The 26,809-nt window shown below is 70.3% G+C and carries 29 protein-coding genes; 19 read left to right on the forward strand and 10 right to left on the reverse strand.

Annotated elements, in window-relative coordinates; translation table 11 throughout:
• The first annotated feature begins 128 nt into the window (after positions 1-128).
• The 12 genes from pyrG to FZP69_RS18265 all read left to right on the forward strand — a co-directional run bounded on the left by pyrG (position 129) and on the right by FZP69_RS18265 (position 9,661).
• Positions 129-1,823 (forward strand): glutamine hydrolyzing CTP synthase, encoded by a 1,695-nt coding sequence (pyrG, locus tag FZP69_RS18210; RefSeq protein WP_152042784.1) that lies wholly within the window; start codon positions 129-131, stop codon positions 1,821-1,823.
• On the forward strand, positions 1,823-2,740 hold the full coding sequence (gene guaA / locus FZP69_RS18215) for a glutamine-hydrolyzing GMP synthase (RefSeq protein WP_152042785.1): 918 nt from the start codon (positions 1,823-1,825) through the stop codon (positions 2,738-2,740). Before pyrG ends, guaA begins: the two co-directional genes overlap by 1 nt.
• Before the next feature lies 1 nt (position 2,741).
• Positions 2,742-3,077 (forward strand): DUF7126 family protein, encoded by a 336-nt coding sequence (locus FZP69_RS18220; RefSeq protein ID WP_240137707.1) that lies wholly within the window; start codon positions 2,742-2,744, stop codon positions 3,075-3,077.
• A gap of 149 nt (positions 3,078-3,226) precedes the next feature.
• Entirely contained in the window at positions 3,227-3,676 is a 450-nt protein-coding gene (locus FZP69_RS18225; protein ID WP_152042786.1) for a universal stress protein, read from the forward strand.
• A gap of 108 nt (positions 3,677-3,784) precedes the next feature.
• Positions 3,785-4,246 (forward strand): hypothetical protein, encoded by a 462-nt coding sequence (locus FZP69_RS18230; RefSeq protein ID WP_192918643.1) that lies wholly within the window; start codon positions 3,785-3,787, stop codon positions 4,244-4,246.
• Positions 4,247-4,475: 229 nt separating this feature from the next.
• Positions 4,476-4,805: a cupin domain-containing protein gene (locus tag FZP69_RS18235; RefSeq protein ID WP_152042788.1), complete on the forward strand. Its 330-nt coding sequence runs from the start codon at positions 4,476-4,478 to the stop codon at positions 4,803-4,805.
• Between the two features lie 178 nt (positions 4,806-4,983).
• On the forward strand, positions 4,984-5,976 hold the full coding sequence (locus FZP69_RS18240) for a beta-ribofuranosylaminobenzene 5'-phosphate synthase family protein (RefSeq protein ID WP_152042789.1): 993 nt from the start codon (positions 4,984-4,986) through the stop codon (positions 5,974-5,976).
• A gap of 128 nt (positions 5,977-6,104) precedes the next feature.
• Positions 6,105-6,941 (forward strand): RAD55 family ATPase, encoded by an 837-nt coding sequence (locus tag FZP69_RS18245; RefSeq protein WP_152042790.1) that lies wholly within the window; start codon positions 6,105-6,107, stop codon positions 6,939-6,941.
• Between the two features lie 99 nt (positions 6,942-7,040).
• A complete protein-coding gene (locus FZP69_RS18250) occupies positions 7,041-7,994 on the forward strand; it encodes a hypothetical protein (RefSeq protein ID WP_152042791.1) in 954 nt (317 codons plus the stop codon).
• Positions 7,987-8,787 (forward strand): hypothetical protein, encoded by an 801-nt coding sequence (locus tag FZP69_RS18255; protein WP_152042792.1) that lies wholly within the window; start codon positions 7,987-7,989, stop codon positions 8,785-8,787. Before FZP69_RS18250 ends, FZP69_RS18255 begins: the two co-directional genes overlap by 8 nt.
• A 30-nt stretch (positions 8,788-8,817) precedes the next feature.
• Positions 8,818-9,147 (forward strand): transcription factor S, encoded by a 330-nt coding sequence (locus FZP69_RS18260; RefSeq protein WP_152042793.1) that lies wholly within the window; start codon positions 8,818-8,820, stop codon positions 9,145-9,147.
• Between the two features lie 82 nt (positions 9,148-9,229).
• On the forward strand, positions 9,230-9,661 hold the full coding sequence (locus FZP69_RS18265; protein ID WP_152042794.1) for a universal stress protein: 432 nt from the start codon (positions 9,230-9,232) through the stop codon (positions 9,659-9,661).
• A gap of 292 nt (positions 9,662-9,953) precedes the next feature.
• Here the strand turns inward: FZP69_RS18265 and FZP69_RS18270 are convergent, their stop codons facing one another.
• The 3 genes from FZP69_RS18270 to FZP69_RS18280 all read right to left on the reverse strand — a co-directional run bounded on the left by FZP69_RS18270 (position 9,954) and on the right by FZP69_RS18280 (position 12,336).
• The gene (locus tag FZP69_RS18270) at positions 9,954-10,484 is read right to left on the reverse strand and encodes a hypothetical protein (protein ID WP_152042795.1); all 531 of its coding nucleotides are present in this window, start codon (positions 10,482-10,484) and stop codon (positions 9,954-9,956) included.
• Positions 10,485-10,593: 109 nt separating this feature from the next.
• Positions 10,594-11,607, reverse strand: a complete 1,014-nt coding sequence (locus tag FZP69_RS18275) for a hypothetical protein (RefSeq protein WP_152042796.1) — start codon at positions 11,605-11,607, stop codon at positions 10,594-10,596.
• Between the two features lie 81 nt (positions 11,608-11,688).
• Entirely contained in the window at positions 11,689-12,336 is a 648-nt protein-coding gene (locus FZP69_RS18280; RefSeq protein ID WP_152042797.1) for an alpha/beta hydrolase, read from the reverse strand.
• A gap of 99 nt (positions 12,337-12,435) precedes the next feature.
• Between FZP69_RS18280 and FZP69_RS18285 the strand changes: the two genes are divergently transcribed.
• The 4 genes from FZP69_RS18285 to FZP69_RS18300 all read left to right on the forward strand — a co-directional run bounded on the left by FZP69_RS18285 (position 12,436) and on the right by FZP69_RS18300 (position 17,140).
• On the forward strand, positions 12,436-13,260 hold the full coding sequence (locus FZP69_RS18285) for a PspA/IM30 family protein (RefSeq protein WP_152042798.1): 825 nt from the start codon (positions 12,436-12,438) through the stop codon (positions 13,258-13,260).
• Positions 13,261-13,272: 12 nt separating this feature from the next.
• On the forward strand, positions 13,273-14,961 hold the full coding sequence (locus FZP69_RS18290; RefSeq protein ID WP_204960064.1) for a hypothetical protein: 1,689 nt from the start codon (positions 13,273-13,275) through the stop codon (positions 14,959-14,961).
• A gap of 35 nt (positions 14,962-14,996) precedes the next feature.
• Positions 14,997-16,025, forward strand: a complete 1,029-nt coding sequence (locus FZP69_RS18295) for a TIGR04024 family LLM class F420-dependent oxidoreductase (RefSeq protein WP_152042799.1) — start codon at positions 14,997-14,999, stop codon at positions 16,023-16,025.
• A gap of 71 nt (positions 16,026-16,096) precedes the next feature.
• Positions 16,097-17,140: a hypothetical protein gene (locus tag FZP69_RS18300; RefSeq protein ID WP_152042800.1), complete on the forward strand. Its 1,044-nt coding sequence runs from the start codon at positions 16,097-16,099 to the stop codon at positions 17,138-17,140.
• An 8-nt stretch (positions 17,141-17,148) separates the two neighbouring features.
• Here FZP69_RS18300 and FZP69_RS18305 read toward each other — a convergent pair whose 3' ends face one another.
• The 7 genes from FZP69_RS18305 to FZP69_RS18335 form a co-directional block, all read right to left on the reverse strand.
• On the reverse strand, positions 17,149-17,532 hold the full coding sequence (locus FZP69_RS18305) for a hypothetical protein (protein ID WP_152042801.1): 384 nt from the start codon (positions 17,530-17,532) through the stop codon (positions 17,149-17,151).
• Positions 17,533-17,574: 42 nt separating this feature from the next.
• Positions 17,575-18,615 (reverse strand): dipeptide epimerase, encoded by a 1,041-nt coding sequence (locus tag FZP69_RS18310; RefSeq protein WP_152042802.1) that lies wholly within the window; start codon positions 18,613-18,615, stop codon positions 17,575-17,577.
• Positions 18,612-19,673: a DUF1611 domain-containing protein gene (locus FZP69_RS18315; RefSeq protein WP_152042803.1), complete on the reverse strand. Its 1,062-nt coding sequence runs from the start codon at positions 19,671-19,673 to the stop codon at positions 18,612-18,614. The genes FZP69_RS18310 and FZP69_RS18315 overlap by 4 nt, the downstream gene beginning before the upstream one ends.
• A gap of 101 nt (positions 19,674-19,774) precedes the next feature.
• Positions 19,775-20,677, reverse strand: a complete 903-nt coding sequence (locus FZP69_RS18320) for a Vms1/Ankzf1 family peptidyl-tRNA hydrolase (protein ID WP_152042804.1) — start codon at positions 20,675-20,677, stop codon at positions 19,775-19,777.
• A gap of 162 nt (positions 20,678-20,839) precedes the next feature.
• Complete coding sequence (locus tag FZP69_RS18325; RefSeq protein WP_152043437.1) at positions 20,840-21,187, reverse strand: DUF5802 family protein; 348 nt, start codon at positions 21,185-21,187, stop codon at positions 20,840-20,842.
• Between the two features lie 159 nt (positions 21,188-21,346).
• Positions 21,347-21,700: a hypothetical protein gene (locus FZP69_RS18330; protein ID WP_152042805.1), complete on the reverse strand. Its 354-nt coding sequence runs from the start codon at positions 21,698-21,700 to the stop codon at positions 21,347-21,349.
• Positions 21,690-22,730, reverse strand: a complete 1,041-nt coding sequence (locus FZP69_RS18335; RefSeq protein ID WP_152042806.1) for a zinc-binding dehydrogenase — start codon at positions 22,728-22,730, stop codon at positions 21,690-21,692. Before FZP69_RS18335 ends, FZP69_RS18330 begins: the two co-directional genes overlap by 11 nt.
• Positions 22,731-22,940: 210 nt before the next feature.
• Between FZP69_RS18335 and FZP69_RS18340 the strand changes: the two genes are divergently transcribed.
• The 3 genes from FZP69_RS18340 to ilvD all read left to right on the forward strand — a co-directional run bounded on the left by FZP69_RS18340 (position 22,941) and on the right by ilvD (position 26,434).
• Entirely contained in the window at positions 22,941-23,738 is a 798-nt protein-coding gene (locus tag FZP69_RS18340; RefSeq protein WP_152042807.1) for a YqjF family protein, read from the forward strand.
• 153 nt (positions 23,739-23,891) lie between these two features.
• Complete coding sequence (locus FZP69_RS18345; RefSeq protein WP_152042808.1) at positions 23,892-24,572, forward strand: MogA/MoaB family molybdenum cofactor biosynthesis protein; 681 nt, start codon at positions 23,892-23,894, stop codon at positions 24,570-24,572.
• Between the two features lie 104 nt (positions 24,573-24,676).
• On the forward strand, positions 24,677-26,434 hold the full coding sequence (ilvD, locus tag FZP69_RS18350; protein ID WP_152042809.1) for a dihydroxy-acid dehydratase: 1,758 nt from the start codon (positions 24,677-24,679) through the stop codon (positions 26,432-26,434).
• The last annotated feature ends 375 nt before the right edge of the window (positions 26,435-26,809 follow it).

Here is a 26,809-nt window from a genome sequence, read left to right on the forward strand (position 1 = left end):
CGACGGGGGACGAAACTGCACGTTCGTCCACGAAAACCTATCAACGGGAGCGATAGTGTGGCGCGTGAGCCGCCCTCACAGGGGGTCGCTCCCGAAACGATTTTGGGGAGTGGTTGCGGATGGTCGGTATGCCGAAGGAACCCGAGACAGGGTACGACCCGACGCTGGGTCGGAAATTCGTTTTCGTGACAGGGGGTGTGATGTCGGGGCTCGGAAAGGGGATCACGGCCGCGAGCACCGGCAGACTGCTCGCCAACGCCGGCTTCGACGTCACCGCCGTCAAGATCGACCCGTACCTCAACGTCGACGCGGGGACGATGAACCCCTACGAACACGGGGAGGTGTACGTCCTGAAGGACGGGGGCGAGGTCGACCTCGACCTGGGGAACTACGAGCGGTTCCTGGGGGTGGACATGACCTCCGACCACAACGTCACCACGGGGAAGGTGTACAAACACGTCATCGAGCGCGAGCGGGCCGGCGACTACCTCGGGAAGACCGTTCAGATCATCCCGCACGTGACCGACGACATCAAGCGTCGCATCCGCGAGGCCGCCGAGGGGACCGACGTCTGCATCGTCGAGGTCGGCGGCACCGTCGGCGACATCGAGGGGATGCCCTTCCTGGAGGCGCTCCGACAGTTCGCCAGCGAACAGGACGACGAGGACCTGCTGTTCATGCACGTCACGCTCGTCCCCTTCTCGAAGAACGGCGAGCAGAAGACCAAACCCACACAGCACTCGGTGAAGGAGCTCCGATCGATCGGGCTGCACCCGGACGTCATCGTCGGCCGGAACGAACAGCGCCTCGACGCCGAGACGAAGGAGAAGATCGCGCTGTTCTGTGACATCCCCACCGAGGCCGTCTTCTCGAACCCCGACGTCGACGACATCTACCACGTCCCGCTGATGGTCGAGGACGAGGGGCTCGACGAGTACGTGATGGAGCAACTGGGGCTGCAGCGGGAGGCGCTTCCGGAGCCCGAACGGGACAGCCGCTGGCGGGAGCTCGTGACGCGCACCCGCGAGGGCGAGATCGAGATCGCCCTCGCCGGCAAGTACGGGCTGGAGGACGCCTACATGAGCATCCACGAGTCGCTGAAGCACGCCGGCATCCAGCTGGGCGTCGACGTCGACGTACTCTGGGTCGACACCGAGAAGATGGGGCCGATCCACCGCGAACGGCTGCGTCGCGCCGACGGGATCATCGTCCCCGGCGGGTTCGGGACGCGCGGGACCGAGGGGAAACTCGAGGCGACGCGGTACGCCCGCGAGAACGGAGTCCCCTTCCTGGGGCTGTGTCTGGGGTTCCAGATGGCCGTCGTCGAGCACGCCCGGAACGTGCTCGGACTCACCGGCGCACACTCGGCCGAACTCGACGCCGACACTCCACATCCGGTGATCGACATCCTCCCCGAACAGAAGGAGATCGACGACATGGGCGGGACGATGCGGCTGGGGGCTCACGAGACGAAGATCGAACCGGGGACGCTCGCCCACCGCCTGTACGGCGACACCTGCGTCGAGCGCCACCGCCACCGCTACGAGGTCAACCCCGAGTACATCGAGTCCCTCCAGTCGGAGGGACTGGTCTTCTCGGGCGTGGCCGGTCCCCGCATGGAGATCCTCGAACGGACCGACCACCCGTTCTTCTTCGGCACGCAGTTCCACCCCGAGTTCCGGTCGCGACCGGACCGGGCGTCGCCGTCGTTCGTCGGCTTCCTCCGGGCGATCCTCGACCGGACGGACCTCGACCGCGGGGCGGAAGATGGGGACGAGGGCGAGAACGATGACGAGGCCGAGAGCGAGGAGGTGACCGCCTGATGGTCGACACCGACCGGTTCGTCGAGGAGGCCGTCGCCGAGATCCGCGCCGAGGTCGGCGACGCCCACGCGATCATCGCGCTGTCGGGCGGCGTGGACTCGTCGGTCGCCGCCACCCTGGCGTACGAGGCGCTCGGCGAGAACCTCACCCCCGTCTACGTCGACACCGGGCTGATGCGGAAGGGCGAGACCGAGGGGATCCGCGAGACGTTCGCGTTCATGGAGTCGCTCGAAGTGGTCGAGGCTCAGGACCGGTTCCTCGACGCGCTCGCGGGGGTGACCGACCCCGAGGAGAAACGGCACGTCATCGGCGAGCAGTTCATCCGGGAGTTCGAGACAGTGGCAAAGGAGAGCGACGCCGACTACCTCGTCCAGGGGACGATCTACCCCGACCGCATCGAGAGCGAGGGCAACATCAAATCCCACCACAACGTCGGCGGCCTGCCCGACGTGGTCGACTTCGAGGGCATCGTCGAACCCGTCCGCGACCTCTACAAGGACGAGGTGCGCGAGGTGGCCCGCGCGCTCGATCTCGAGGAGATTATCTCCGAGCGGATGCCGTTCCCGGGGCCGGGCCTCGCGGTGCGGATCATCGGCGAGGTCACGGAGGAGAAACTGGAGGTGGCCCGGGAGTCGTGTCACGTCGTCGAGGAGGAGGTGGCCGAACACGAGCCGTGGCAGGCGTTCGCGGCCGTCATCGGGAAAGCGACGGGGGTGAAGGGTGACAACCGCGTCCACGGCTGGGTCGTCTCGGTCCGCTCCGTCGAGTCGCGCGACGGGATGACCGCCCGGGCACAGGAGCTCCCGTGGGAGACGCTCCAGCGGATCCAGTCGCGGATCACGGGGACGCTCCCCAACGTGGCCCGCGTCGTCTACGACGTCACACACAAGCCGCCGGCGACCATCGAGTACGAGTGAGATGAGTGAGACAAAGACGATGACGGTCGTCGTCGCGGGAAGCGACGACGAGGGAGTCGCGGCGGCGCTCGGTGCCGTCGGTGCGGCGGTCAGCCGGATCGAGGGCGTCGCTACCCGCCGATCGCTCGCCGACGCCGGGATCGCCGACGCCGACGTGTTCCTCCTCACGGACATGGCCGACGCGAGCGCCATCTCGGTGGCGAAGGACGCGAACCCCGACGTGCGCGTGGTGACGTACGCGACGGACTCCCTCCCGGAGTTCGCGCGCGCACAGGCGGACCTGGCGCTCGACCCGGCGCTGTTCAGCCCCGACCTCGTGGCCGAGGAACTGGGCTGAGCCGGCGGGCACGGCGTGTGTCGTCACCTCGTCGTCACGTCGGACGACGGTCGGGGCACGTTCGAGACGGCGGTCGCCGACCGCCCGGTCACCGTCATTCGTGCCGGGACCGGGTACTTTCTTGAGCCGCCTCGGTCAAGGGCGAACCGATGACGTTTCTCGTCCCCTACGACGATTCCCCACTCGCGCGCGCGGCACTGAAACGCGCGAGCGAGTTCGCGGCGGCCATGGACACGGACGTGGTCGCACTCACGGTCGTCCCCGACGATCCGGAGTACGCGGAGGAGCGCGGCTGGCTCACGGAACAGACCCCGTTCTCCGTCGAAGCGATCGGCGAACGGCTGGAGCGACGAGCCAGAGAGATCGCACCGAACGCGCGGTTCCGCCACGAGACCATCGACGGCGAGGACGACCCCGTGGCGACGACCACCCTCGACGTCGTCAGAGAGGTCCGCGAGGTCGCCCAGGAGGAAGGCGTCACCGTCCTGTTCCTCGGGAGCGAGAACGCCGGGCGAGTGGCGAGTCCGCTGTCGAGCGTGGGCAACCCCCTCTCGGAAGACGCCACCTACGACGTCCACATCGTTCGGCGCGCCGACTGAGCGCGCGCGAACCGCAACCACCGCTGTTCCGCCGTCGACCCTCCGTGGCGAGCGGTGCGTGGCGGTTACGCCCACGTTAAACGGATTAATCGGGGTTAATCGGCGTCAATGGGACGCAATCCGGCTTCGGCGTCGGGGCGCTTCAAGCCCCTCCAGTCCGGACGGTCGGTCGCGATGAGCGCGAACCGACTGGTCGCAGTCGCCCTGGTGACCCTCCTCCTCGTGGGCGGGGTCGCCGCGGCGACACCAGCCGAACCGGCCACGACAGGAGTGGACGACGCGCCCGCGAACGCGAGCGGCGGCAGCGAGAACGGAGGCGGAGACGGCACCGGCGGTGACGCCAGCCGCGAGGCCGCACGTGACGAGCGGAGCCACGAGCGCGGCCCGCCAGCGGAACTCCCCGCACAGGTGCCCGAGCACGTGAGCGCCATCCACGACGCCATCGACTCGTTCCTGTCGGGTGACCTCGACGGGAGTCTCGGCGAGGCGGTGTCGGGGCTGCTCGGGTCGGAGACCGACGCCGACACCGAGACCGGCGACGACACGCCGGCGACGGGTGGTGACGACTGAGCGGATCCCGACTGATGCGACCCGGCCCTCCCGGTCGCTCGTTCGCCCCGCGTCGCCCCGAGTGAACGCGACGAATCGACTACCCTGATCCGGGGGGAGAGGGGAGTAACGCTCGGTACGCGTGGGACGCTCCGCCAGCCGGAGACGCGCGGCGGACGAGCCGGACAGCGGACCGGGTCGGACGACCGTCACCCGCACGCTTTTTTCGGACGGGACCCACCGGAGAGCCGTGACGCTCGACAGATTCGACCGGGGATCACTCGACCCCGACGACGGCGAGGTGCAGACCGCCGAGGTAGTCGTGACCGACGACGTGCTCGTGAAGGCGTTCGCGCTCGGGCCGGGGGCGACGCTCGACCCGCACGAGCACGGCGACAGCACGAACGTGTTCCACGTGCTCGACGGGACGGTGACGGTCCTCCAGGACGGCGAGGAAGAACGCGTGTCGGCACCGGGTGTCGTCCTCCACGAGCGGGGCGTCCCACACGGGGCACGCAACGACGGGGACGACGTCGTGGTGTTCACGGCCAGCCTCTGTCCGCTGCCGGGATCGGGGTAGCGGGGGGCGCTCGGACGCCGCCTGGAGTCGCCGAAACGGGCGACGAGCCACGTATCCGGTCGCGGGAGGCGGCGAATCGCGTACCTGGACGCCGGACGGTGACGAACCGCGTCCCGCCGCTCCGACCACGACCGTGGCGAACCCGAACCGACTTACCGTCGCCACCGAAGGGAACGGTATGGACGCGCGGGTCTCGACCGGGGGACGGCTCCACTTCGGCTTCACCAACCTGAGCCTGTCACACGAACGGCTCTACGGGGGACTGGGGCTGGCGCTCCGTGAGCCACGAACCGTCGTCGCCGCCAGCGCCGCCGAGGAGTTGGCGTGCGACGACCCCGACGCCGCGGCGTACGCGCGACGTGCCCTCGGGTTGCTCGACGTGCCGGGCGCTCGCGTCGTCGTCGAACGGAGCCTCCCCAGACACGTCGGGATCGGCAGCGGGACGCAGCTCGCGCTCGCCACGCTGACGGCCGTCGCACGGGCGTACGGGATCGACGCGTCGGTTCGGGAGTTCGCGCCCGAGCTGGGCCGGGGTGGTCGCTCCGGCGTCGGTGTGGCGACGTTCGAGGCCGGCGGATTCGTCCTCGACGCGGGCCACCCGACGGCGCGGTTCACCACGTCGCGGCCGGCGGACGGGGAGTGGACCGTACCCGCGGTGACCGCGACGCATCGGGTTCCCACAGACTGGCGGTTCCTGCTCGTGCTGCCGGCGGTCGAACCGGGACGAAGCGGCGAGGCGGAGGACGCGAGCATGCGCGCCGCCGTCGAACGGGCCGACCCGGGGGTGGCGGACAGGATCGCCGGCGTGTTGACACGACGGGTGCTTCCGTCGATCGCGACCGGCAACGCCGAGCAGTTCGGGTCGGCCGTCGAGGAAGTCGGTCGGCTGAACGGCGCGTGGTACGCCGACGAGCAGGGGGGGACGTACCGTCCGCCAGTCGGCGAGATGGTGGCGACGCTGTCGGAACGGCCTGCGGTGTTCGGCGCGGGGCAGTCGTCGTGGGGGCCGGCCGTCTACGGCGTGACCGACGCGACGAACGCCGACGCCGCCCGGGAGGCGGGCGAGGCGGCACTGACCGCGGCGGGCATCGACGGGACCGTCAGGCTGGTGAGGGGCCGGAACCGGGGTGCACGGGTGGCGGCCGACACCGACACCGGCGACGATGGCTGACCCGCGCCACGTCCGACACGGGGAGGCGTGAGAGAGCCGTCGGCGGGCAAGCAGACCATCCGGGTCCCGGAATCAGATGCGGTAATCTCGGCCACACGCTCTTGTACCCGCAGGTGAGAGGGGAGCGTATGGACAGCATCCCGTTCGGCGTCTCCCGGCTCGACTCGCTCATCGGCGGGGGAGCGCCGATGGGTTCGGTCGTGCTGCTCGCGAGCGAGTCCGGGGCCGGGGGACGGGAGTTCCTCTACACCAGCGCGGTGATCAACGCGATCGCGCGAACCGACGAGGAGCTCTTCGAGCTCCACTACGGCGATCCGATCGGAGAGACGACGCTGCCGTCGGCGGTCCACTACATCTCCTTCACCGCCGACGAGTCGTATCTCACCCGGCAGATGCGGTTCACCATGGAGCCCGAACTGGTCGACCGGGCGACGGCACGCATCGAGTTCGCCGACCTCTCCCGGGAGTACTTCCACCCGAGTCAGGCCCCGAGAGAGTGGTATCTCGGTGAGACGAGCACGCTCCGGGATCTCGGGACGCGGACCGAACACGCGGACGTCCTGGAGACGTTCGGGACGTACCTCTCCGAACACGCGGCGGGGAACCTCGTCGTCGTCGACTCCGTGACCGACCTCGTGGCGGCCGTCTCGGACGAGATGACGTGGAACGACATCGCCCTCGTGCTGAAGGGGCTGAGCAAGGCCGCCCACCGCTGGGGTGGGCTCATCCTCCTGCTGGTGAACCTCGAGACGCTCGGCGAGAACCAGCTCGGCCTGCTGAAGGACGCCGCCAGCGGGACGTTCCTCTTCGAGTGGGAGTCCGGCGGCTCGAAACGGGCGCGGACGATGGTCGTCCAGGAGTTCCGCGGTGTGCTCTCGCGGCTCGAGAACGAGAACATCGTCCAGTTCGAGACCGAGATCCACGACGGCGGGTTCGACATCAGCGACGTCCGCAAGATCCGATAACGGGCCGGATGAGGGGGATCGAGTGAGCGTCTCTCGACAGCGCAAGATTCGATAATCGGCGGCCAACGTTTAACTTCGGGTCGGGGAACGTACACACAGATGGCCGAAGAACAGGGAGACGTCCTCCCCGAGACGCTCAGGGCGTGGGTGAACGATCGAGCGGCGGCGTCCGACGAGGAGCCGGCCGACGTCGTCTCGCGGGCCGTCACGCTGTATCGTCTCGTCGAGGAGCACGCCGAAGCGACGGACGGAGAGATGCCCCCGGCCGACGAGTTCGACGAACTCGTCGCGTCCTTCGACAACCACGTGGCGGCGCTCGACGACCGCGTCGCGACGATCGAGGACGACCTCGACGACAACACCGGCCGCGTGACTGCGCTCGACGACCGCGTCGCGGCGGTCGAAGACGACCTCGACGAGAAGATCACCGACGTCCGCGAGCGAGTGATCCAGATCAAGCGAGAGGCCGACGGAAAAGCGCCAGCCGACCACGACCATCCGGCGCTCGACGAGCGAATCGAACGGGCGGGGACGACCGCGGTCGAGGCGAACACCTGCGTCGACGACCTCGAGACCCGCGTCGACAGCGGCTTCGAGAACTTCGAGGAGATCCTCGAACACGTCGCCGACGACATGGACGACCGCGACGAGAAGCTCACGCGGCTCGCCTCGGTCGTCGTCGACCTCCGGCAGCGGCTCGCCGAGGTCGAACACGCCGTCGCGACGGCCGACGCCGCGGCGGGGCTCAAGACGGCAGCCAACCGCCAGGGAGAGACGGTCGGAAACTGTGGAGAGTGCGACAACCGCGTCGCGGTCGGGCTCTTGACCGAGCCGAACTGCCCCCACTGTGACGCCGAGTTCAGCGGCGTCGAGTCCTCGGGTCGGTTCTTCGGCTCGGCGACGCTGACCACCCGACGCCGACCGGCGCTGACCGCCGGCGACGACCCGGCGGACGGCGACCGGGCCGCCGAGCCGGATGGTGCATCCGACGACACCACGGAGTCGGAGCCGTCGACCGTGACGGAGCTGTTCGAGGGTGTCCGTCGTGAGTGACGAACGCACCGGCGGGTCGCCGCCGGAGACCGAACGGGACCGTGACGAACCGCTGGGCGAGCTGGTCGACCGGTTCCGTGGACGACGCGACCGCGAGCAGGCGGTCGACCGCGACACCGACGTGGACGACGAACGTGGCGACACCGTGGACGACGAGCGCGGCGACACCGTGGACGACGAGCGCGGCGGCACCGCCGGCGAGGCCACGGCGCGGGTGGACTCCGACGACGCGCTCTCCGGCGGCGACCCGGTCGGCGAGACGGCCGTCGACGGTCGCGGCGAGGAACTGTTCGAGGAGATGGACGTCGCCGAGGTCGACGCCGACGCGGTCTGGGAGTCGGTCGTCGCCGGCGAGGGTGATCCGGGTCTCGACGCCGGTGTGTCGGACACACCCGGAGGGACCCAGTTCTCCGCCGTCGTCGAACTGGACGAGGGAGACGGCTCTGTCGTCCAGAAGGACGACTACTGCGAGTCGTGTGCGTTCTTCACCGCGCCGCCGGAGGTCGCCTGCGAGTACGACGGATCGTCGATCGTCGAGGTCGTCGACACCGAGCAGTTTCGGGTCCGCGGCTGTCCCGTCGTGACCGGGGACGTCGACACCGACGGCGTCGCGCTCGGGGAGACCGACGCCGACGGCATCGGCGACACCTCCCGCACCGCCGACGATGGCGACGACGCCGGTGCCTCCGACTCCCCCGACGCTGGCGACACCTCCGACGATCCCGACGGTCCCGACGGTTCCGACGACGCCGACAGTGGCGACAGTTCCGACGACGCCGACGACTCCGAGTGACTGATGTGGCGCGGACTCCGAGTGTGAGGTATGCAGTTCTGCGACCACTGCGGGTCGATGATGGTCTCGCGGGACGGCGAGATGGTGTGTACCGCCGACGACTGCGACGGAACCTCCGAGAAGGACACCGACCTCGCCGCTCAGTTCACCTCGACCGAGTCACAGACCGACTCGGAGGTCATCGAGACGAGCGAGGAGGCCAACTTCGAGGGGAAGCCGACGGCGACCGACGTCACCTGCGACGAGTGCGGCCACGGCGTGGCGTGGTACACGATCAAACAGACCGCCTCCGCGGACGAACCGCCGACGCGCTTCTTCAAGTGCAAGGAGTGTGGCTACCGCTGGCGCGAGTACAACTGACCCCTGCCCGCGACCGCAACCGACGCACGTCGCCGGTCGACCCCGGCCACGCTTTTTCACGGCGGCGACACAACCGGGTCGCATGTACGACGCGATCTTGATCCCGACAGACGGGAGCGACGCGAGCACGGCCGCGGTCGAACAGGGCGTCGCCGTCGCGGAGCGGTTCGAGGCACAGGTCCACTTCCTGCACGTCGTCGACGTAGGCGTCGAGATGGCCGCGTCGGGCGTCGGCGACATCGCGGACGACCTCACCGAGACGCTCGACGCGGTGGCGACGGAGGCGCTCGACGCGGCCGCGGCACGCGCCGAGGAGGGGGGCGTGCCCCACGAACGGACGGTGCTCGAAGGGTTCCCGCGCGACGCGATCGTCGAGTACAGCGACGACCGGGACGTCGACCTCGTCGTCCTGGGAGCGAGCGGCCGGTCGGGGGTCACCGAGCACCTCCTCGGGAGCACGGCAGAGCGCGTCGCCCACGTGGTCGACATCTCCGTGTTGATCGCGCGGCCGTAGCGCTCGCGCACCCACGACTGACGAGTCGGTGGGACGGCTCGGATCGGCGATCGCGTCGCTCGACCCACGTCACCGGTCGACCGAGATCGACGGCGGGAGCGCGTGGGTAGTCGACCGCGGGTCGGAGGGTTCTCCCGGGATGAAAGCGAGACTAAACAGGGCTCATCTGGCATTCGTGTGTGCAGACGGTGAGACACGACGACGACCACCGGAGACGGAGCGGTGCGCCGTGAGGGAGGCGACACCGCGGTGTGGCTCTCACGGCAGATGGTGATGCGGGTCACCCACCGGCTCATCCGTGTCGCGCGTCGTCCAGCGCCCGAGCCAGCTCGTCCACGTCCGGGAGCCACAGCTCGACCGCTCGGCCCTCCTCCCGAACGAGCCGGAGGCCGTCGTCCCCGAGCACGTACCGCACTTCGTCCTCGTCCCAGTCGACCCAGCCGCGACCGAGGTTGACGCGCCGGAGGCTCGGTTCGGGGTCGGGTCGGCGGCCGCGTCGCTCGACTCGCGCCACCGACTCGACCGGGATCACCCGGGGAGAGCGGTGCCACGGCCGCACCCGGTAGCGGAGTTCCCCGTCCGAGAGCCCGACCTCGAACCGGAGCCGCCAGAGCAGTGGGATCGGCGCGAACAGCAAGAGCGCGGCGAGCGCGACGACCCAGAGCGGGTCGTTCTCGACGACGGTGAGCGCGGCGACGATCAGCAGGACGGGGACGGAGGTGAGCGCCACCGAGAGGGCCAGCCCCCGGGAGACGAGCGGCACGGTCGTCTCGTAGTCCGGGTCGGCGTCGTCGTCTGTGCCGCGGCCGGGCGTGGAGGACACGAGTACGGTCGACGGGTACGCACGGCACCGCAATCGGTGTTGCCCTCCGTTCTCGGAGCAGGCGCGGAGCCACCGGGTGGAACCGCCCGGGGCAGGTCTCGTGGAGGGGTTACGCCGTCGTGTACGCGTAGCCGTACGCCGCGAGGGGGAGCGATCCGACCCAGCCGACGAACAGGATGGGGAGCGCGACGACGGCGCCGAAGCCGCCGACCGCGGCGAGCGGTGCGCCCACGCCGACGGCGGCGGTGGCGACCGACGCGACGGCGAGCCGCCCCCACGCCCGTCGACGGAGGCAGGAGCCGGCGAACAGGCCGAGCGCGGCGACGGCCGCGACGGACGGGGCGAGCGCGAGCCGGATGCCGAGCGAGCCGCGGCCCGCGAGCACCGACAGCGCGAGCGAGCCGACCCAGGCGACGGCGACGACGGCGAGTGCGGTCCGGTCGTCGAGCGGCCGGGGGGTGTCGCGCGTCCGGAGCGCCGCGAGCAGTCCGACGCCGGCGACGACGTACGCCCGGCCGATGGGAGCGAGGACGAACCCACCCAGGAGCGCGAACAGTCGGCCGACGAGCGCACCTTCCGAACGCGTCCGCACGAGGTAGTACGTCCCATCGCGGACGACCAGTCCCGGTTCGACGAAGCCCGCCGTCCGCACGGATCCCTCGTCGACGACGCGGCGCACGTCGGGCGGTGCCGCGTCGTACGGCGTCGCCACCGCCGCGGCGACGGCCTCGCCCGTGGTGGGTTCGAGCCGGATCGTCGCCCGCGTCCGCTCCGCCGCGACCGTGAGGCCGAGGCGGTAGTACCGGCCGTCGTACACGGCGTACCGGGCGTCGACGTCCTTCAGCTGGATGTGGAGCTCCGGCGGCACCGCCCCCTCGAACCGTCCGGTGCGGGCGGCGGTGGCGACCGGCTCCCGGACGGGCTCGGCGTCGTCCGCGAGGAGCGCGTCGAGGTTCGCCACGTCGGGCTCGGCGTCGGCGACCGTCGCGGGGCGTGCAGCGGGGTCGACCGCGCGTGCGACGTACTCGGTCTGGAGCGACGCGGCGGTGCCGAAGCTCGCGCTCAGCAGGAGCCCGGCGACGAGGAGCGTCGCGACTGCCGCGTACCGACGCGTGGGGACCACGCCCGGGCGTCGGTCGCGGCCCGTGGTATATCCTGTGGACTCGTGGCTGCGACGGACGACGAGGACCCGAGGGAGGGAGCGCTACCCGAGCGACCGGGCGAGGAACGGCGCGACCACCTCCGCCGCGGTCCCCGCCTGCCCGACGAAGAAGTGGTCGGCCGGGAGTTCGACGCAGTCGCCATCTCGTCTTCGAACCGCGTCGGCGACCGGCTCCCACTCGACGGTCGTGTCACGCGCGCCGGCGACGACCTGCATCGGGATCGAGAGCGACCCGACGGCGGCGACCGCGTCGAGGTCGGCGGCGAGCCGTCTCGCGGGAGCGAGCGCGCTCACCGCGGCCGGGCGTGTCGCGGCGGCGTCGGTGTCGCCACCGGCAGCGTCGGTGTCCGTCTCCCAGAGGTCGGCGGCCGCGAGGAACGCGACGCAGCCGCCGAAGCTGTAGCCGAACAGCGCGACCCTTTCGTGTCCCAGTTCACCCCGGGCGTGTCGGACGGCGTTCACGGCGTCGCGGACTTCACCCTCGCCCTCGGCCCACGGGCCGTAGTCGAAGCGGAGACAGTCGACTCCGCGGTCGACGAGCGCCCGAGAGACGGCACGGAGCCGCTCGTCGCTCCGGGAGCCGCGGTGCCGGGGGTGTGGTGGGCAAGCGACCACACACGCCCCGCCCGCGTTGCCGTCGAGCGTGGCGCGGACGTCGCGGCCTCCGCCGACGGTGACAGCAGTGCTCATAGTCGAGAGAGGACGAACCGGGAGAAAACCCCTCCGCCGGCCGGGAACGACCCGGTACTCACGTGAGCTTTTAACCTCGGCGTACCCAACAGGTGGCACATGGGAATCCTCTCACGCGCGTCGTACGTCGTCCGTTCGAAACTCAACGCCCTCCTCAACCGGGCGGAGGACCCCTCCGAGACGCTGGACTACTCCTACGAGAAGATGCGGGACGAACTCCAGCAGGTCAAGCAGGGGATCGCGGATCTCACCACGCAGAAGAAACGGCTCGAGATACAGAAACGCCGGCTCGAGGAGAACGTCGAGAAGCACAACGAGCAGGCCCGCGAGGCCGTGCGCCAGGACCGTGAGGACCTCGCGCGGCAGGCGCTGGAGAAGAAGCAGTCGAAGATGGAGCAGATCGACCAGCTGGAGACGCAGATCGCCAACCTGCAGGAGACCCAGGACAACCTCGTCGAGAAGAAGGACCAGCTCCAGTCGCGGATCGAGGAGTTCCGCACGAAGAAGGAGACGATGAAGGCGCGGTACGAGGCTGCGGAGGCGTCCTCGCGGGTGTCGGAGGCGATGACCGGAGCCGGCGACGAGATGGCCGACGTGTCGCGTGCGATCGAGCGTGCCGAGGAACGAACCGACGAGATGGAGGCACGGGCGGCGGCGATGGACGAACTCGAGGACACGGGCGCGTTCGACGACGCACTCTCGGACAAGGACTCCATCGACCGCGAACTGCAGGCCGGACGCGCCTCCAGAGAGGTCGACACCGAGCTGGAGACGCTGAAGGCGGAACTCGGGAAGTCGTCGGCGGACGGCGAGGACGCGACGGCCGAGACCGACGAGGCCGACGTCGAGGCTGTCGAGACCGACATCGACGACGCGGCCGTCGAGGCGGAGCTCGAGGAACTGAAGAACGAGGACGACGCCTGAGCGATCGAGCAGATGACGGGAGACTCGGCGGAGCGCGGAGAGGCGGCGGGGAGCGCCGGCGGTGGGACCGCCGGACGACGAACGGGACGAACGGCGCGAGCGACGACGGCGGTGGCAAGCGACCTCGTCGAGGCGGTCGAACTGGCGCTCGACGCCGACACGCGGGTCGAGTTCGACCGGCGGGTGGCCGACCAGGCGCTCCGGCTCGCAGGCGACTGTCGGAACGGACGCGTCGATACCGGCGACTACGCCATCGGGCTCGAACTCGAGGCGTACGCCGTCGACGACGATGGACGACCGACGGCGATCCCGGACGCGGCGTTCGATGAGGCCGACTGCGGGAAGGAGCTGGGTGTCCACAACGTCGAACTCCACACGGATCCCGACCGGTTCACGGAAACGGGGTTCAGACAGCAGCGCGACGCGCTGACGGAGCGGTACGAACGGACGCGCGACTGCCTCGCGGCGCACGACTGTCGGCTCGTGCTCGACGCGATGTGGACCGTCCCTCCGGCGGAGGGGACCGGGGCGTACCTCGGGGCGACCGACGAGCGGGACGGCGTCACCGTCGCACGCAACATGCGGACGGACGCGCGCTACCACGCGCTGGACAACGAGACGCTCAGGCGAGCAGGCGGGAGCGTGAAGATCACCGCGCCCGGCGTCGACCACGACTTCCCGTCGATCCTCGTCGAGTCGCTGGCGACGTCGATCCAGCCACACCTCCAGGTGCCCTCCGGCGCGGTGTTCCCGGCGTACTTCAACACCGCGATCCGGACGCTCGGGCCGGTGCTCGCGCTGGGGACGAACTCGCCGTTCCTCCCCGCCGACCTCTACGAGGACGTCGACGGGGACGCGGCAGAACGGATCGTCGACGAGACGCCGCACGAACTCCGCGTGGCGGTGTTCGAGGGGTCGATGAACGCGGCGGCACCGCCCGGTGCCGGCAAGGTGCGCGTCCCGCCGGACGTCGGGACGCTCGAGGAGGTCGTCACCCGACTGGTGGCCGACGAGACGTACGCGCCGTTCCTCGACGTCCCGGACCCCGACGAGGAGTACCCGGACCCTTACCCGGAGCTGACACACAAGCGAGGGACGTACTGGCGGTGGATTCGGGCGGTCATCGGCGGCCAGATCCCCCGCGGGGCCGACGGCGACGACCTCCGGGCCTCCGTCAGGGTCGAGTACCGCCCGCTGCCGACGCAGCCGACGATCGGGGAGGCCGTCTCGCTGTTCGCGCTCGTCGCCGGGCTGCTCCGCGGACTCGTCACGGGCGACCACCCGCTCCGTGACCTCCCCTGGGACGACGCCGAGGCGACGTTCTACCGCGCGGTCGACGCGGGTCTCGACGCCGATCTCGCGTGGGTGACCGAGACGGGCGATCGCACCACGGACGCAGCGACGATCTACGCCGAGGTGTTCGACTACGCCCGCCGCGGGCTCCGCGAGGCCGGGTTCGGTGACGCCGGCATCGAGGAGTTCCTCCGACCGGTCGAGCGCCGCTTCGAGACGGGCCGGACGCCGAGCCGGTGGAAGAAGGCTGCCGTCCGGGCGCGGCTCGCCGACGGCGCGTCCCTGCCGGAGGCGATCGTGGGGATGCAGCGCGAGTACGTCGAGCGCGCCGGCGGCGACCCGCTCGTCGAGTGGCCGTGGCCGGAGGGCGAGCCGGAGCCGGCCTCGGGGTCGGAAGGCGGCCGGTGAGTCGAGCCGAGCGGAGACGGGAGGAATGACCTGAGATGGGATCGGACGCGACCGACCGCGCGGCCGTCGCCGTCCACCTGCCAGTGGCCGCCCAGCCGTCGCTCGACGATCTCGTCGACGTGGGCGTCCGTGCCGAGGCCCTCGGCTACGACCGGGTGTGGCTCCCCGAGACCTGGGGCCGGGACGGGGTGACGACGCTCGCGCTCCTCGCGGAGCGAACCGCCGAGATCGGTCTGGGGTCGAGCCTGTTCAACACCTACTCCCGGTCGCCGGCGCTCCTGGGACAGACCGCGGCCACGCTCCAGGAGGCGTCCGGCGGGCGGTTCAGGCTCGGCCTCGGCCCGAGCGGGCCGGCCGTGATCGAAGACTGGCACGGGATCGACTTCGACCGCCCACTCAGGCGAACCCGCGAGTCCGTCGAGATCGTCCGGCAGGTGCTCACCGGCGAGCCCGTCTCCTACCGGGGGGACTGCTTCTCGCTCGACGGCTTCCGCCTGCGCTGTGAGCCACCCGAGCGACCACCGCCGATCGACGTGGGCGGGATGGGGCCGACGGCGGTCGAACTCGCGGGACGGTTCGCGGACGGCTGGCACGCGCTGATGCTCTCGGCAGACGGGCTCCGCGAACGGACCGCGGACCTCGAACGCGGTGCCGACCTGGGCGGACGCGCCGTCGAGGACGTGCGGGTGACGCTGGTGCTCCCGTGCGCCATTAGCGAGGGCGACGGGGGCGACCGCGCACGCGACCTCGTCGCCCGACACGTCGCGTTCTACGTCGGCGGGATGGGGACGTTCTACCGCGACGCGCTCGTTCGCCAGGGGTACGACGCCGCGAGCGAGGCGCACGCGGCGTGGCGAGCGGGCGACCGCGAGCGCGCGGTCGGCCTCGTCGAGAGGTTCGTCGACGACCTCGGGGTGTGGGGCACGCCCGAGACCGCCACGGACGCGTTCGAGCGGTTCCGCGCGCTCGACCCCGTCGACGAGGTCGCGGTCGCGTTCCCGCGGGGGGCCGACGCCGACGACGTCGCGACGACGATGGCCACGCTGGTTCCCGGGGCCGACTGACGGTGACCACGACCCGCGACCCACGACCTGCAACCACTGGAGGTTTCAGTCGGCACACACAACCACGGGTCATGTCAGCCGAACGCGACGGGACGCCGGACGACACCCTGCGAGAACGGGCCGGAACGAGCCGGCTGAAGCTCTGGCTCCTCCTCGACGCCGACCGCCGTCTCGTCGCCGGGGTGCCGCTCGTCCTGCTCGGCGCCGCGCTGGTCGTCCTCGGCGCGGTCGACCCCGCACCGCTGCGCGACGCCGCGGGCAGCAAGGACCCGGTCGAGACGCTGTTCCAGGCGCTGACGACCGCCATCATCACGGGCGTGACGCTCGTCGTCTCGCTCAACCAGCTCGTCCTCTCGCAGGAACTCGGCCCGCTCGGCGACCAGCGCGAGCGGATGGAGGGGACGATCGACTTCCGTCGCGACGTGGCCGCGACGCTCGACGTGCCCGCGACACCCCCGGAGCCGTCGGCGTTCCTCCGGTCGCTCGTCGACGGGGTCGGCAGCCGGGCGCGGCGGCTCGGCGACCTCGTGGCCGACTGCGACGACGAGGAGGCGTGCGACCGCGTCGACAGGTTCACCGACAGCCTCGCCGAGAACGCCGACGCGGTGGCCGACGCGCTCGAGAGCGAGCAGTTCGGGACGTTCGACGTCCTGAGCGCGGCGCTGAACTTCAACTACTCGTGGAAGATCTACGAGGCCCAGCGGCTCCGGGGCGAGTACGAGTCGGCGCTCTCCGAGGAGGCGCTCGACGCGCTCGACGCGCTCGTCGAGACGCTCCGCTTCTTCGGGCCCGCGCGCGAACACGTCAAGACGCTCTACTTCCAGTGGGAGCTGGTGAACCTCTCGCGCGGGATCCTCCTCTCGGCCGTCCCCGCGCTGGTCGTGAGCATCGGCGGCGTCCTCTACCTGGACAACCCGGCGACCGTCACGGGGACGTTCCTCGGCGTCGACGCGCTCGTCTGGGTCGTCGTCGCGGCCGCGACGGTGTCGCTCGTGCCGTTCATGCTCCTGTTCGCGTACGTCCTGCGGATCGCCACGGTCGCGAAACGGACGCTCTCGATCGGACCGTTCATCCTGCGACCGACGGACCGCGAGGAGTCGATCGACTGGGAGTAGCGACGGAGTCACGACCTGCGGTCGCGGCGGGCGACGACGGCGTAGACGACCGGGGCGACGACCACGAACGCGACGAGGGCGGACAGGCCGGTCGTGGTCGGGTCCGGCGGTGCCGCCAGGGTGGCGACGACGAACGCGAGGGAGCCCCCGAGCCACGCCGCGAGCACGACGCGTTCGCCGGTCGACCGCGGCGTCGTCCGGGTGCCGACGCGGCGTCGAACGCCGAGGTAGACGAAGCCCACGACGCCAGCGAGTGCGGTGGCGACTGCCCACACGAGCGCGTGGTCGCTCCCCCGGTGGGTGGCGTCGCGGTACACCCAGACGGCGAACGCGACCTGCGTGACGGCCGGAACGACGAACCCGGCGACGGCCAGCGGCGGCGTGGACGCCATCGTCGGTGGTTCGCACGTCGCACCGAAGACGCTTGTCCCGGTTCAGATCGGTTCCGCGCCGGTCCCGCTCCGGTCGTCGGGGAGACGGATCACGCCGTCGGAGAGGTCGAGGCCGTCGTAGGGGTCGCCGTCGTCGGCGAGGAGGAGCGCGCCGTCGAGGTCGGCGTAGTCTAACAGCGGCGCGAGGTGACAGGCGGCGGCGATGGCGGCGTTCGTCTCGATCATGCAGCCGAGCATCACCTCGAGTCCGTGTGCCCGCGCCGCGTGGATCATCCGGTGGGCCTCGCGCAGGCCGCCGCACTTCATCAGTTTGAGGTTCACGACGTCGCAGTAGTCGGCGACGCGGGGCACGTCGGCGAGCGTCTCGACCGCCTCGTCGACCGCGACCGGCACCGCCGAGCGCTCGTAGACGAACCGCATTCCCTCTGGGTTCTCGGCGGGGACGGGCTGTTCGACGAACTCGACGTCGTGCTCGGCCAGGAGGCGGGATCTCTCGACCGCCTCGCGCGGCGACCACGCCTCGTTGGCGTCGACGCGCAGGGTGACGTCCGGGGCCGCGTCGCGCACCGCTTCGAGGAGTTCGGCGTCGCGATCGGTGCCGAGTTTGAGCTTCAGGACGGGGTAGCCCGCGTCGACGGCGTCGGCGGTCTTCTCGCGAACCCGGTCGACGGTGTCGAGGCCGACGGTGAACGACGTGGGCGGACACTCGTCGGGGTCGAGTCCCCACAGCCGGTAGAGGGGGACGCCCAGTCGCTTGGTCGCGAGGTCGTGCAGGGCGACGGAGACGGCGGCGTGAGCGGCGGGGTTGTCGTGGACCCGGTCGCGCGTGCGTCGTTCGACGCGATCGAGCGCGTGGGGGTCACCGACCGACTCGACGACGTCGAGCAGGTCGGGCAGGACGGCCTCGACGGTGTCGGCCGTCTCGCCGTAGTGCGGGGACGGCGCGGCCGCCCCGTGACCGGTCATGCCACCCTCGTCGGTGAGGCGGACGACGACGTTCTCGGCGGTCTCCTTGCTCCCGCGGGAGATCGTGAACGCGTCCGCGAGGGGGAGCGAGACGCGCTCGAACTCGCTCGTGATCATCCGTCTACACCCGTGTCGAGTACCGCATCGAGGAGTTCGTCGGCGTCGAACCGGATCGGGTCGGTCGCGGGCCCGCCGATCGCCGTCCCGAACGCGTCGAGGGTCTCGCGTGCGGCCGCGTCGGTCTCGACGGCGGCGGTGTTGACCGCGCCCGCGACCACCTCGCTGGGGTGGACCGGTGCGGCGAGGTCCTCGTAGAGGTCGACGTACGTCCCCGTGTCGGGGATGGCCGTCGATTCGTAGCCGTGGACGGCCTCTCTCCCGGCCTCGTGGCACAGCACCATCGCGTCGGGCATCGCGCCGTGGAGGATGCCGCACGTGACGGCGGAGTACGCCGGGTGGACGATGCTACCCTGTCCCTCGACGAACAGTACGTCGCGGTCGCCCTCGTCGAGGACCATCTCCTCGACGGCCCCGGCGGTGAAGTCGCTCACGACGCGGTCGATGGGGTTGCCCCAGCCGGCGATCATGATGCCCGTCTGTCCCGTCGGGACGAACGCGGCGTCGATCCCCCGTTCCTGGGCCGCGCGGGTGAGTTCGAGCGAGACGGTCATCTTCCCGACCGAGCAGTCGGTCCCCACGGTGAGGACCACGTGGGCGTCGACCTCGTTCGCTCGCCCCTCGCTCACGGTCAGGTCGGGGTGGGGTTTGCGGACGTCGTGGAGGGTCGCGTCGTGTTCGTCGGCGAGGCTCGCGAACTCCTCGTCGTCGGCGAGGAAGTAGTGGAGCCCCGCGATCACGTCGGTCCCGGCTTCGAGCGCCCGGGTCACGTCGGGCCGCCACGACTCGTCGAAGCCGCCACCGATGGGGGCGATACCGACGACGAGCGCGTCGATCGCGGGGTCACGGTCGAGCGCGTCGGCCATCGACGCGACGACTGGGGCGTCGCGGTCGTCGGGGATCGAGATGTGATCGCTGACCCGCGACCCCGGGTTCGCACGGTCGATTACGGCCGAGATTTCGTAGTCGGCGTACCGGACGACGCCGGTCGCCGTCTTCGCACGGTGGGGGAAGAGATCGTGTGCGAGGACGGCGACGCGTGACGGTGTCGCGTTCATATCGGCCACACGCGGAGGCCGTTCTTAAAACAGGTCCATCGAACGACCGATCCAGACGGAGCGGTGAGCGTGGAAACCGCGTTGGCGACCGGGGAGTCGACTCACAACAGGGACAGTCGTGTGGTGAACACGTCGTCGACCGCGGCCGCGAACGCGTCGTCGGGGTCGCCGCTGGCGTCGACGCGGGCGAGGTGGTCCGCACGCCCCTCGAACGCGCCGAGGACCGTCCGCTCGCCGACGACGAGGAGCCGGTTCGGGTGGGCGTCCGCGTCGAGGGTGTCGAGGGCGGCGAGCGACCGCTCGACGTGTTCGTCGACCTGCGCGTCGCGTCGGCGCTCGAACCGTCCCTGCGAGAACCCTCCCTTCGAGTGGGCGTTCTTGACGTCGCTCTCTATCGTCTCGCGGACGGTCCACTCGTCGCGGTCGGCGTCGTAGGTGCCGACGACGAACAGATCCGACCGGACCAGCGCGAGCGCGTCGCCGTCTCGGGGCAGGAACCACGCGTCGTCGATCCGGAAGCCCGCGTCCCACGCGACGAACGGTTCGGGAGGGCACGGCGGGTCGAGCGTCGCCGCGACGAGCCTGGCGTCGTCGACGTAGACGAGACAGGGCGCTGCACGACGGACGAGCGGGGCGCGGTCGCCGACGGCATCGGTGACCGTCGCCGGCAGGTCGTCGGTCACGGCGGCCGTGAGCGCGCCCTCGGGCCCCGTCTCGACCGACCGAAGCCGCGAGAGGACCTCGCGGAGACGAGCGCCGGCGAGGCGTTCACGCCCGCGGAACGAGCGATCGGCGTCGTCGGTCTCGGCGTCGAGCCGGCCCTCCAGATCCGCGATACGGTCCTCGAGCCGGTTGACGCGCTCTTCGGCCTCCTGTCGTGCCCGGACCGCCTCGGCACGCCGGTCGGATTCGGCCTCGTACCGGGCTTCGAGGTGGCCGATCTCCTCCTCGAGTTCGGCGATCCGCTCTTTCAGCTCGGCACGGCCGAGCAGTTCGTCGAGCATACACCCGAGAGCACGGCGCGGGGACTTATACCGTCGGCTCCGATTATCACCGGATTCGGTCGGAGTCGTCGACAGCGGTCGCAGGCGAACACCAGTCGTCGTGGGCGAACGTGAGCTGTCGTCGACGAGGCGGGCGCGGGCGAACACCGCCCGACGCGGCGCTCAGCGACCCTGTGGGGGTGTCCAGCCGGCGTACCGCAGGAGCTCCGCCGCCCTGTCGGCCTTCGCGAGAAGCACTTCGCGTCGGTCGGGGAGGTCGCCCGGGGCGAGCGGGGCGGGGACGGCGAGTGTGCCCGTCGGGACGGAGTCGTCGCCGAGGACGGGGAAGTGGCCCCCGCTCTCCAGTTTCATCACCAGCGGTGCGTCCGTCCGTTCGACGCCCGCACCGCTGGCGTAGAGGTGTTCGTTCACCCGTACGAGGTCGTCTCCGTGGATGACGGCGTGGTCGCCGTCGTGGGGTTCGACGTACAGGCGGCCGAGGTAGTATCCGCTTGAGAACTGTTCGAACATTCTGTGCAATACGTTAGCATGATACGACGTTACAAAAGCCTTGCCGCAACAGTTTTTATAGAACCGCCGTTCCAGCGGGCCTGAGTCTCGGAATCGAGAACCGAGCGACGCCAGAACCGAACGTATGAGAATTAAATGCGGATCCGAGTAACAGTGTTCTCACCGGCGGCGACTGGCGCTCATCGACCACACGGCCACGAGTCCCAGGAGGACAGCGGGGACGAGCGGGAGGATCAGCATCGCGACGAGGAAGGAGAGTCCCGCCGCACCGGGCAGGGCGGGACGGACGTAGATGATCCCGGGGATCACGAGGAACGCGAGGACGACCGTGGCGACGAGCACCCAGCCACGGTCGCCGAAGCCGTCCGGCTCCGCTCCGGGCAGCGTGGCCCCGTCGCCAGCGGTAGCGTCGGCGGGTCGCTCGTCCCGGGAACCGGCATCGGTCTCGCCGGGGGACGCGTCGTCGAACTCGTCCGGCCGGTGGACGTACCCTTCGTCGGTCTCAGAGCTCACTATCCGGTCTTACGACCACGCTCCCAAAGCCTTCACGCTCTTCGAGCATCTCGTGGGCGCGGGCGGCCTCGCTCATCGGGAGGGTCGCACGGACGTGCGACTCGAACGTGCCGTCCCACACGAGGGGGAGCACGTCGTCGATCTCGCCGGGGGTGGCCATCGTCGAGCCGATCACGGAGAGCTGGTTCCAGAAGAGCCGGTTCAGCCCGGCACCGGGGTTTCCGCCGGTGGTCGCGCCGCAGGTGACGATCCGCCCACCCTTCGCCAGGGATTTCAGCGAACTGGGGTACGTGGCCTCCCCGATGTGGTCGACGACCATGTCGACGCCGCGCTTGCCCGTCAGCGAGCGGATCTCGTCCGCGAAGTCCTCGTCCTCGTAGTTGATGACGTGGTCGGCACCGCACGCCTCGGCGTACTGGAGTTTCTCCTCGGTGGAGGCGGTGGCGTACACCTCCGCGCCGACGTGGTCGGCGATCTGGACGGCGGCGTGGCCGACGCCGCCCGAGGCACCGAGCACCAGGACGGACTCGCTGGGGCCGAGTTCGCCCCGCGAGACGAGCATCCGCCACGCGGTCTGGAACACCAGCGACGCCGACGCCGCGGTCTCCCAGTCGACGTGATCGGGCACTGGCACGAGGTTCTCCGCCGGGACGGCCGCCAGTTCGGAGTGGACGCCGCGGATGTGCTCGCCGATGAGGTGGTACGAGACGCACATCGACTCCTCGCCGTCGCGACAGAACTCGCACGTCCCGCAGTACTTCCCGGGAGCGACGGCGACGTGGTCGCCCACCTCGAACCGGGTCACCGCGTCGCCCACTGCGTCGACGACGCCCGCGCCGTCGCTGCCGGGGATGTGTGGGAAATCGAGGTCGAGGATGGGCAGGCCGCGGCGGGTCCAGACGTCGAGGAAATTCAGCCCCCCGGCCTTGATGTCGACGAGCACCTCGTCGGGTTCGATTTCGGGGTCGGGGAAGTCGCCGTACTCGATGACGTCGCGGTCGCCGTGCTCCGAGAACTGAACGGCCTTCATCGTCGGAGCCGTCCAACTACAATGGTAAAACAGTATGGTTACGCGTATCGACGGCCGGTAGTTCGTCGACCGTCGACCGTCGACCGGCGAACGTCGAGGGGGCGGCCGAACACCGACGAGGACCGGACGGTGTCGACGTACGGGTCGACGGCGAGCGGTGTCGCCGGTCGAACCGTGACTTGACGGTGCTGGCGTCCCCGGTTGGAGTCGATGTCGCCGCTGTTCACCGTCACCGGACGCGACGTGTTGTTCGCCCACTGGCCGGTCGCACCGGAGACGCTCCGTCGTCGCGTGCCGGACGTGCTCGCACCGGCGACCTTCGATGGCTCCGGGTGGGTGAGCGTGCTCGCGCTGGAGAACGGCCCGGCCGGGCCCGGACGAACGACAGTCCCGACCGCGTTCGACGGCACGCCACAGCTGAACCTCAGGACCTACGTGAAACCAGCCGGGAGCGCGGACGCGGACGAAGACGGGGACGGAAACGACGCCGAGGACGGGGACGAGGAGGTGGGCGTCTACTTCCTCTCGCTGGACAACGGGCGACGACTCGCCGCGGCCGCGGGACGGCGGCTGTTCGGCCTGCCCGTCCACCACGCGTCGATGCGGGTGACGCGGCGCGACGACCGGATCACGTTCCGGAGTCGCCGCCGCGGGAGACCGATGGCCGTCTTCCAGGCCCGGTACCGTCCCACGGGGGCCACGTACCGGGCCGAGCCCGGGACGCTGGAAGCGTTCTGCGTCGAGCGGTTCCGGTACTACGTTCCTGCGTCGGAGGATCGCCGGCCCGGGGCGCTCCAGTCGGGGCGGACCCGCGACCGGGTCAGAGTCGGGACGGTCGACCACGACCCGTGGGAACTTCGAGCAGTGGAGGCGGCACTCCGGACGAACACGCTGTTCGAGGCGGCCGGTCTCCCGACACCGACGACCGATCCGGTCGTCCACTACAGTCCGGGGTTCGAGATGGGCGTCGAGCCGATCGAGACGCGCCGGGTGCCCGGTGCTCGCTGACGTCGGTCGACTGTACGACGGGGAGATCCCTGGCCGCACGGTGTCCGGTCGCCCGTCCAAGACACCGCGACCTCGACTGCAGCCCCGATCCCGACCCGTGGTGGCTGCGACGCCGGGGAGAGAGTTTTGCCATCTCGACGGGAACGGGTGGACATGAGCGACGACCGACCACTCGCGGGACGCGACGAACACGAACTGGACGGCGGACATCACGACCACGGTCACGACGACGGGGGTGGACAGCACGACACCCACGATCACGACCACTCACACGAACGAGACCACGACCACGACCATCACCACCACGACGTCGACACGCTCGGCGTCGCGGTCGTCACGGTGTCGTCGTCGCGGTCCATGGAGGAGGACCCGGCGGGGGACGCCCTGGTCGAGACGTTCGAGGACGCGGGACACGAGATCGCCACCCGTGACCTCATCGGCGACGACTACGACGGCGCGCAGTCGACGCTCTCGAACCTCGTCGAGCGCGACGACGTCGACGTGGTGGTGACGACCGGTGGGACGGGCGTGACGCCGGACGACGTGACCGTCGAGGCCGCCGAGCGGCTGTTCGCCAAGCGGCTCCCGGGGTTCGGCGAACTCTTTCGGACGGAGTCGTACGACGAGGTGGGCGTCATGGTGGTCGCGACGCGCGCCACCGCCGGAATCGCCGAGGGCGTCCCCGTCTTCTGCCTCCCGGGCAGCGAGAACGCGGCCCGACTGGGTGGAAGGATCGCCGTCAAGTCGGCGGGGCACCTCGCGGGGCTGGCGGGTCGAGATCGGGGAGACGACGGAGCCGGACACCACGACGACCACGGAGACGGACACCACTGAACACCGATCGGGTCGGCGTCGACGAAGAGAGGGCGAGGAGGGGACGAGAACGGGGGTTGCCGGCAGTGGCGGTTATTTATGCCTCCGCGGCCCGAGTGCGGACTATGAGCCAGCAGGAACCCGAGCGTCGTGACCGCGAGGATGCGGACCAGTTCGCCGGGCGCAAAGACCACGACCTCCCGAGTCACGAGGTGACCGAGGGGGCCGAGCGGGCCCCCCACAGGTCGATGTTCCGGGCGATGGGCTTCGACGACGAGGACCTCTCCTCGCCGATGGTCGGCGTCCCGAACCCCGCCGCGGACATCACGCCGTGCAACGTCCACCTCGACGACGTGGCCGCGTCGGCCATCGAGGGAGTCGGCGGCGCGGGCGGCATGCCCATCGAGTTCGGCACCATCACCATCTCCGACGCGATCTCGATGGGGACCGAGGGAATGAAGGCGTCGCTCATCTCGCGGGAGATGATCGCCGACTCCGTCGAACTCGTGGCGTTCGGCGAGCGACTGGACGGCCTCGTCACCGTCGCGGGCTGCGACAAGAACCTCCCCGGGATGATGATGGCCGCCATCCGTACCGATCTCCCGAGCGTCTTCCTCTACGGCGGATCGATCATGCCCGGCGAACACGAAGGGCGCGACGTCACCATCGTGCAGGTGTTCGAAGGAGTTGGCGGCTACGCCCAGGGGGAGATGAGTGCCGAGGAACTCGACGACCTCGAACGCCACGCCTGCCCCGGTGCGGGGTCGTGTGGCGGGATGTTCACCGCCAACACGATGGCGTCGATCTCCGAGGGGATCGGGCTGGCACCGCTCGGGAGCGCCGGTCCGCCCGCCGAGCACGAGTCGCGGTACGACGTCGCCCGCGAGGCCGGCGAACTGGTCCTCGACTGCATCGAGAACGACCGGACGCCGTCGACGATCCTCACCCGGAAGTCGTTCGAGAACGCCATCGCGCTGCAGACGGCGATCGGCGGGTCGACCAACGGCGTGCTCCACCTGCTGGCGATGGCGGCCGAAGCCGGCATCGACCTCGACATCGACGACTTCGACGAGATCAGTCGCAAGACGCCGAAGATCGCCGACCTCCAGCCGGGCGGGCAGCGCGTCATGAACGACCTCTTCGAGGTCGGCGGCGTGCCCATCGTGATCCGTCGCCTGCTGGAGGCGGGGCTGTTCCACGGCGACGCCATGACCGTCACCGGACGCACCATCGAAGAGGAGCTCGCGACGCTGGACCTCCCCGCGGACGACGAGATCGACGTCGACTTCCTCTACACGGTGGACGAACCCAAGCAGGAAGAGGGCGCGATCAAGATCCTGAAAGGGAACCTCGCACCCGACGGAGCCGTCCTGAAAGTGACCGGCGACGACGCGTTCCACCACACCGGCCCTGCCAGGCTGTTCGAGAACGAGGAGGACGCCATGGCGTACGTCCAGGAGGGCCGCGTCGAGTCGGGCGACGTCATCATCATCCGAAACGAGGGGCCGCAGGGTGGGCCCGGGATGCGCGAGATGCTCGGCGTCACCGCCGCGGTCGTCGGCCAGGGACACGAGGACGACGTCGGACTCATCACCGACGGACGGTTCTCGGGAGCGACGCGCGGTCCGATGATCGGCCACGTCGCACCCGAAGCCGCGGTCGGCGGCCCGATCGCCCTCGTCGAAGACGGCGACGAGATCACGATCGACATCCCCGATCGGACCCTCGAGGTCGACGCCTCCGACGCGGAGCTGGAACGCCGGCGCGAGGCGTGGGAGCCGCGTCCTCCGAACTACACCGCGGGCGTGCTGGCGAAGTACGGGCAGGCGTTCGGCTCGGCGGCGAACGGTGCGGTCACGAACCCGGGCGTGAAGCGCGACTGACGCGGGGAGAGCGGAACAGGCGCGTGTCGCCACCGGCGATGCGCTGACCGCAGGCGGGGTCGTGGCCGTCGGTGTGGGGAGTGTCGAGAGGAGCGGACGCCCCCGTCCCCCTCGACGAGACAGAGATCATATGTGTTAGCATCGGGGTCGGGACGAACGGGCGTAGTTCAGCACCGGCGGGACGCGACACCTGTTCGAACGAGGAGGGGAACACGAGCCAAGTCGCAGAACGAATCCGGGAGCCTGTCGGATGACCCGCCGCCACTGGAGCGACCGTCGAGCGACGTCCGACGATCGTCTCACCACCCACCGAGTCCCACCGTGTCGTCGTCTCTACTCGAAGTCGATCCGTCGTTCTCGTCGCCCACCTGTACG

It is taken from the genome of Salinigranum salinum, assembly GCF_009176545.1.
In the GTDB taxonomy this organism is placed as follows: domain Archaea; phylum Halobacteriota; class Halobacteria; order Halobacteriales; family Haloferacaceae; genus Salinigranum; species Salinigranum salinum.

What these genes read in the sequence shown, in the direction of transcription:
- FZP69_RS18280 (WP_152042797.1), bottom strand. Translation starts at nt 12,336, where the DNA reads ATGAGCACTGCTGTCACCGTCGGCGGAGGCCGCGACGTCCGCGCCACG.
- ilvD (WP_152042809.1), top strand. Translation starts at nt 24,677, where the DNA reads ATGAGCCAGCAGGAACCCGAGCGTCGTGACCGCGAGGATGCGGACCAG.
- FZP69_RS18325 (WP_152043437.1), bottom strand. Translation starts at nt 21,187, where the DNA reads ATGTTCGAACAGTTCTCAAGCGGATACTACCTCGGCCGCCTGTACGTC.
- FZP69_RS18320 (WP_152042804.1), bottom strand. Translation starts at nt 20,677, where the DNA reads ATGCTCGACGAACTGCTCGGCCGTGCCGAGCTGAAAGAGCGGATCGCC.
- FZP69_RS18240 (WP_152042789.1), top strand. Translation starts at nt 4,984, where the DNA reads ATGGACGCGCGGGTCTCGACCGGGGGACGGCTCCACTTCGGCTTCACC.
- FZP69_RS18340 (WP_152042807.1), top strand. Translation starts at nt 22,941, where the DNA reads ATGTCGCCGCTGTTCACCGTCACCGGACGCGACGTGTTGTTCGCCCAC.
- FZP69_RS18305 (WP_152042801.1), bottom strand. Translation starts at nt 17,532, where the DNA reads ATGGCGTCCACGCCGCCGCTGGCCGTCGCCGGGTTCGTCGTTCCGGCC.
- FZP69_RS18225 (WP_152042786.1), top strand. Translation starts at nt 3,227, where the DNA reads ATGACGTTTCTCGTCCCCTACGACGATTCCCCACTCGCGCGCGCGGCA.
- FZP69_RS18265 (WP_152042794.1), top strand. Translation starts at nt 9,230, where the DNA reads ATGTACGACGCGATCTTGATCCCGACAGACGGGAGCGACGCGAGCACG.
- guaA (WP_152042785.1), top strand. Translation starts at nt 1,823, where the DNA reads ATGGTCGACACCGACCGGTTCGTCGAGGAGGCCGTCGCCGAGATCCGC.
- FZP69_RS18220 (WP_240137707.1), top strand. Translation starts at nt 2,742, where the DNA reads ATGAGTGAGACAAAGACGATGACGGTCGTCGTCGCGGGAAGCGACGAC.
- FZP69_RS18295 (WP_152042799.1), top strand. Translation starts at nt 14,997, where the DNA reads ATGGGATCGGACGCGACCGACCGCGCGGCCGTCGCCGTCCACCTGCCA.
- FZP69_RS18260 (WP_152042793.1), top strand. Translation starts at nt 8,818, where the DNA reads ATGCAGTTCTGCGACCACTGCGGGTCGATGATGGTCTCGCGGGACGGC.
- FZP69_RS18250 (WP_152042791.1), top strand. Translation starts at nt 7,041, where the DNA reads ATGGCCGAAGAACAGGGAGACGTCCTCCCCGAGACGCTCAGGGCGTGG.
- FZP69_RS18245 (WP_152042790.1), top strand. Translation starts at nt 6,105, where the DNA reads ATGGACAGCATCCCGTTCGGCGTCTCCCGGCTCGACTCGCTCATCGGC.
- FZP69_RS18285 (WP_152042798.1), top strand. Translation starts at nt 12,436, where the DNA reads ATGGGAATCCTCTCACGCGCGTCGTACGTCGTCCGTTCGAAACTCAAC.
- FZP69_RS18345 (WP_152042808.1), top strand. Translation starts at nt 23,892, where the DNA reads ATGAGCGACGACCGACCACTCGCGGGACGCGACGAACACGAACTGGAC.
- FZP69_RS18315 (WP_152042803.1), bottom strand. Translation starts at nt 19,673, where the DNA reads ATGAACGCGACACCGTCACGCGTCGCCGTCCTCGCACACGATCTCTTC.
- FZP69_RS18300 (WP_152042800.1), top strand. Translation starts at nt 16,097, where the DNA reads ATGTCAGCCGAACGCGACGGGACGCCGGACGACACCCTGCGAGAACGG.
- pyrG (WP_152042784.1), top strand. Translation starts at nt 129, where the DNA reads ATGCCGAAGGAACCCGAGACAGGGTACGACCCGACGCTGGGTCGGAAA.
- FZP69_RS18310 (WP_152042802.1), bottom strand. Translation starts at nt 18,615, where the DNA reads ATGATCACGAGCGAGTTCGAGCGCGTCTCGCTCCCCCTCGCGGACGCG.
- FZP69_RS18290 (WP_204960064.1), top strand. Translation starts at nt 13,273, where the DNA reads ATGACGGGAGACTCGGCGGAGCGCGGAGAGGCGGCGGGGAGCGCCGGC.
- FZP69_RS18230 (WP_192918643.1), top strand. Translation starts at nt 3,785, where the DNA reads ATGGGACGCAATCCGGCTTCGGCGTCGGGGCGCTTCAAGCCCCTCCAG.
- FZP69_RS18335 (WP_152042806.1), bottom strand. Translation starts at nt 22,730, where the DNA reads ATGAAGGCCGTTCAGTTCTCGGAGCACGGCGACCGCGACGTCATCGAG.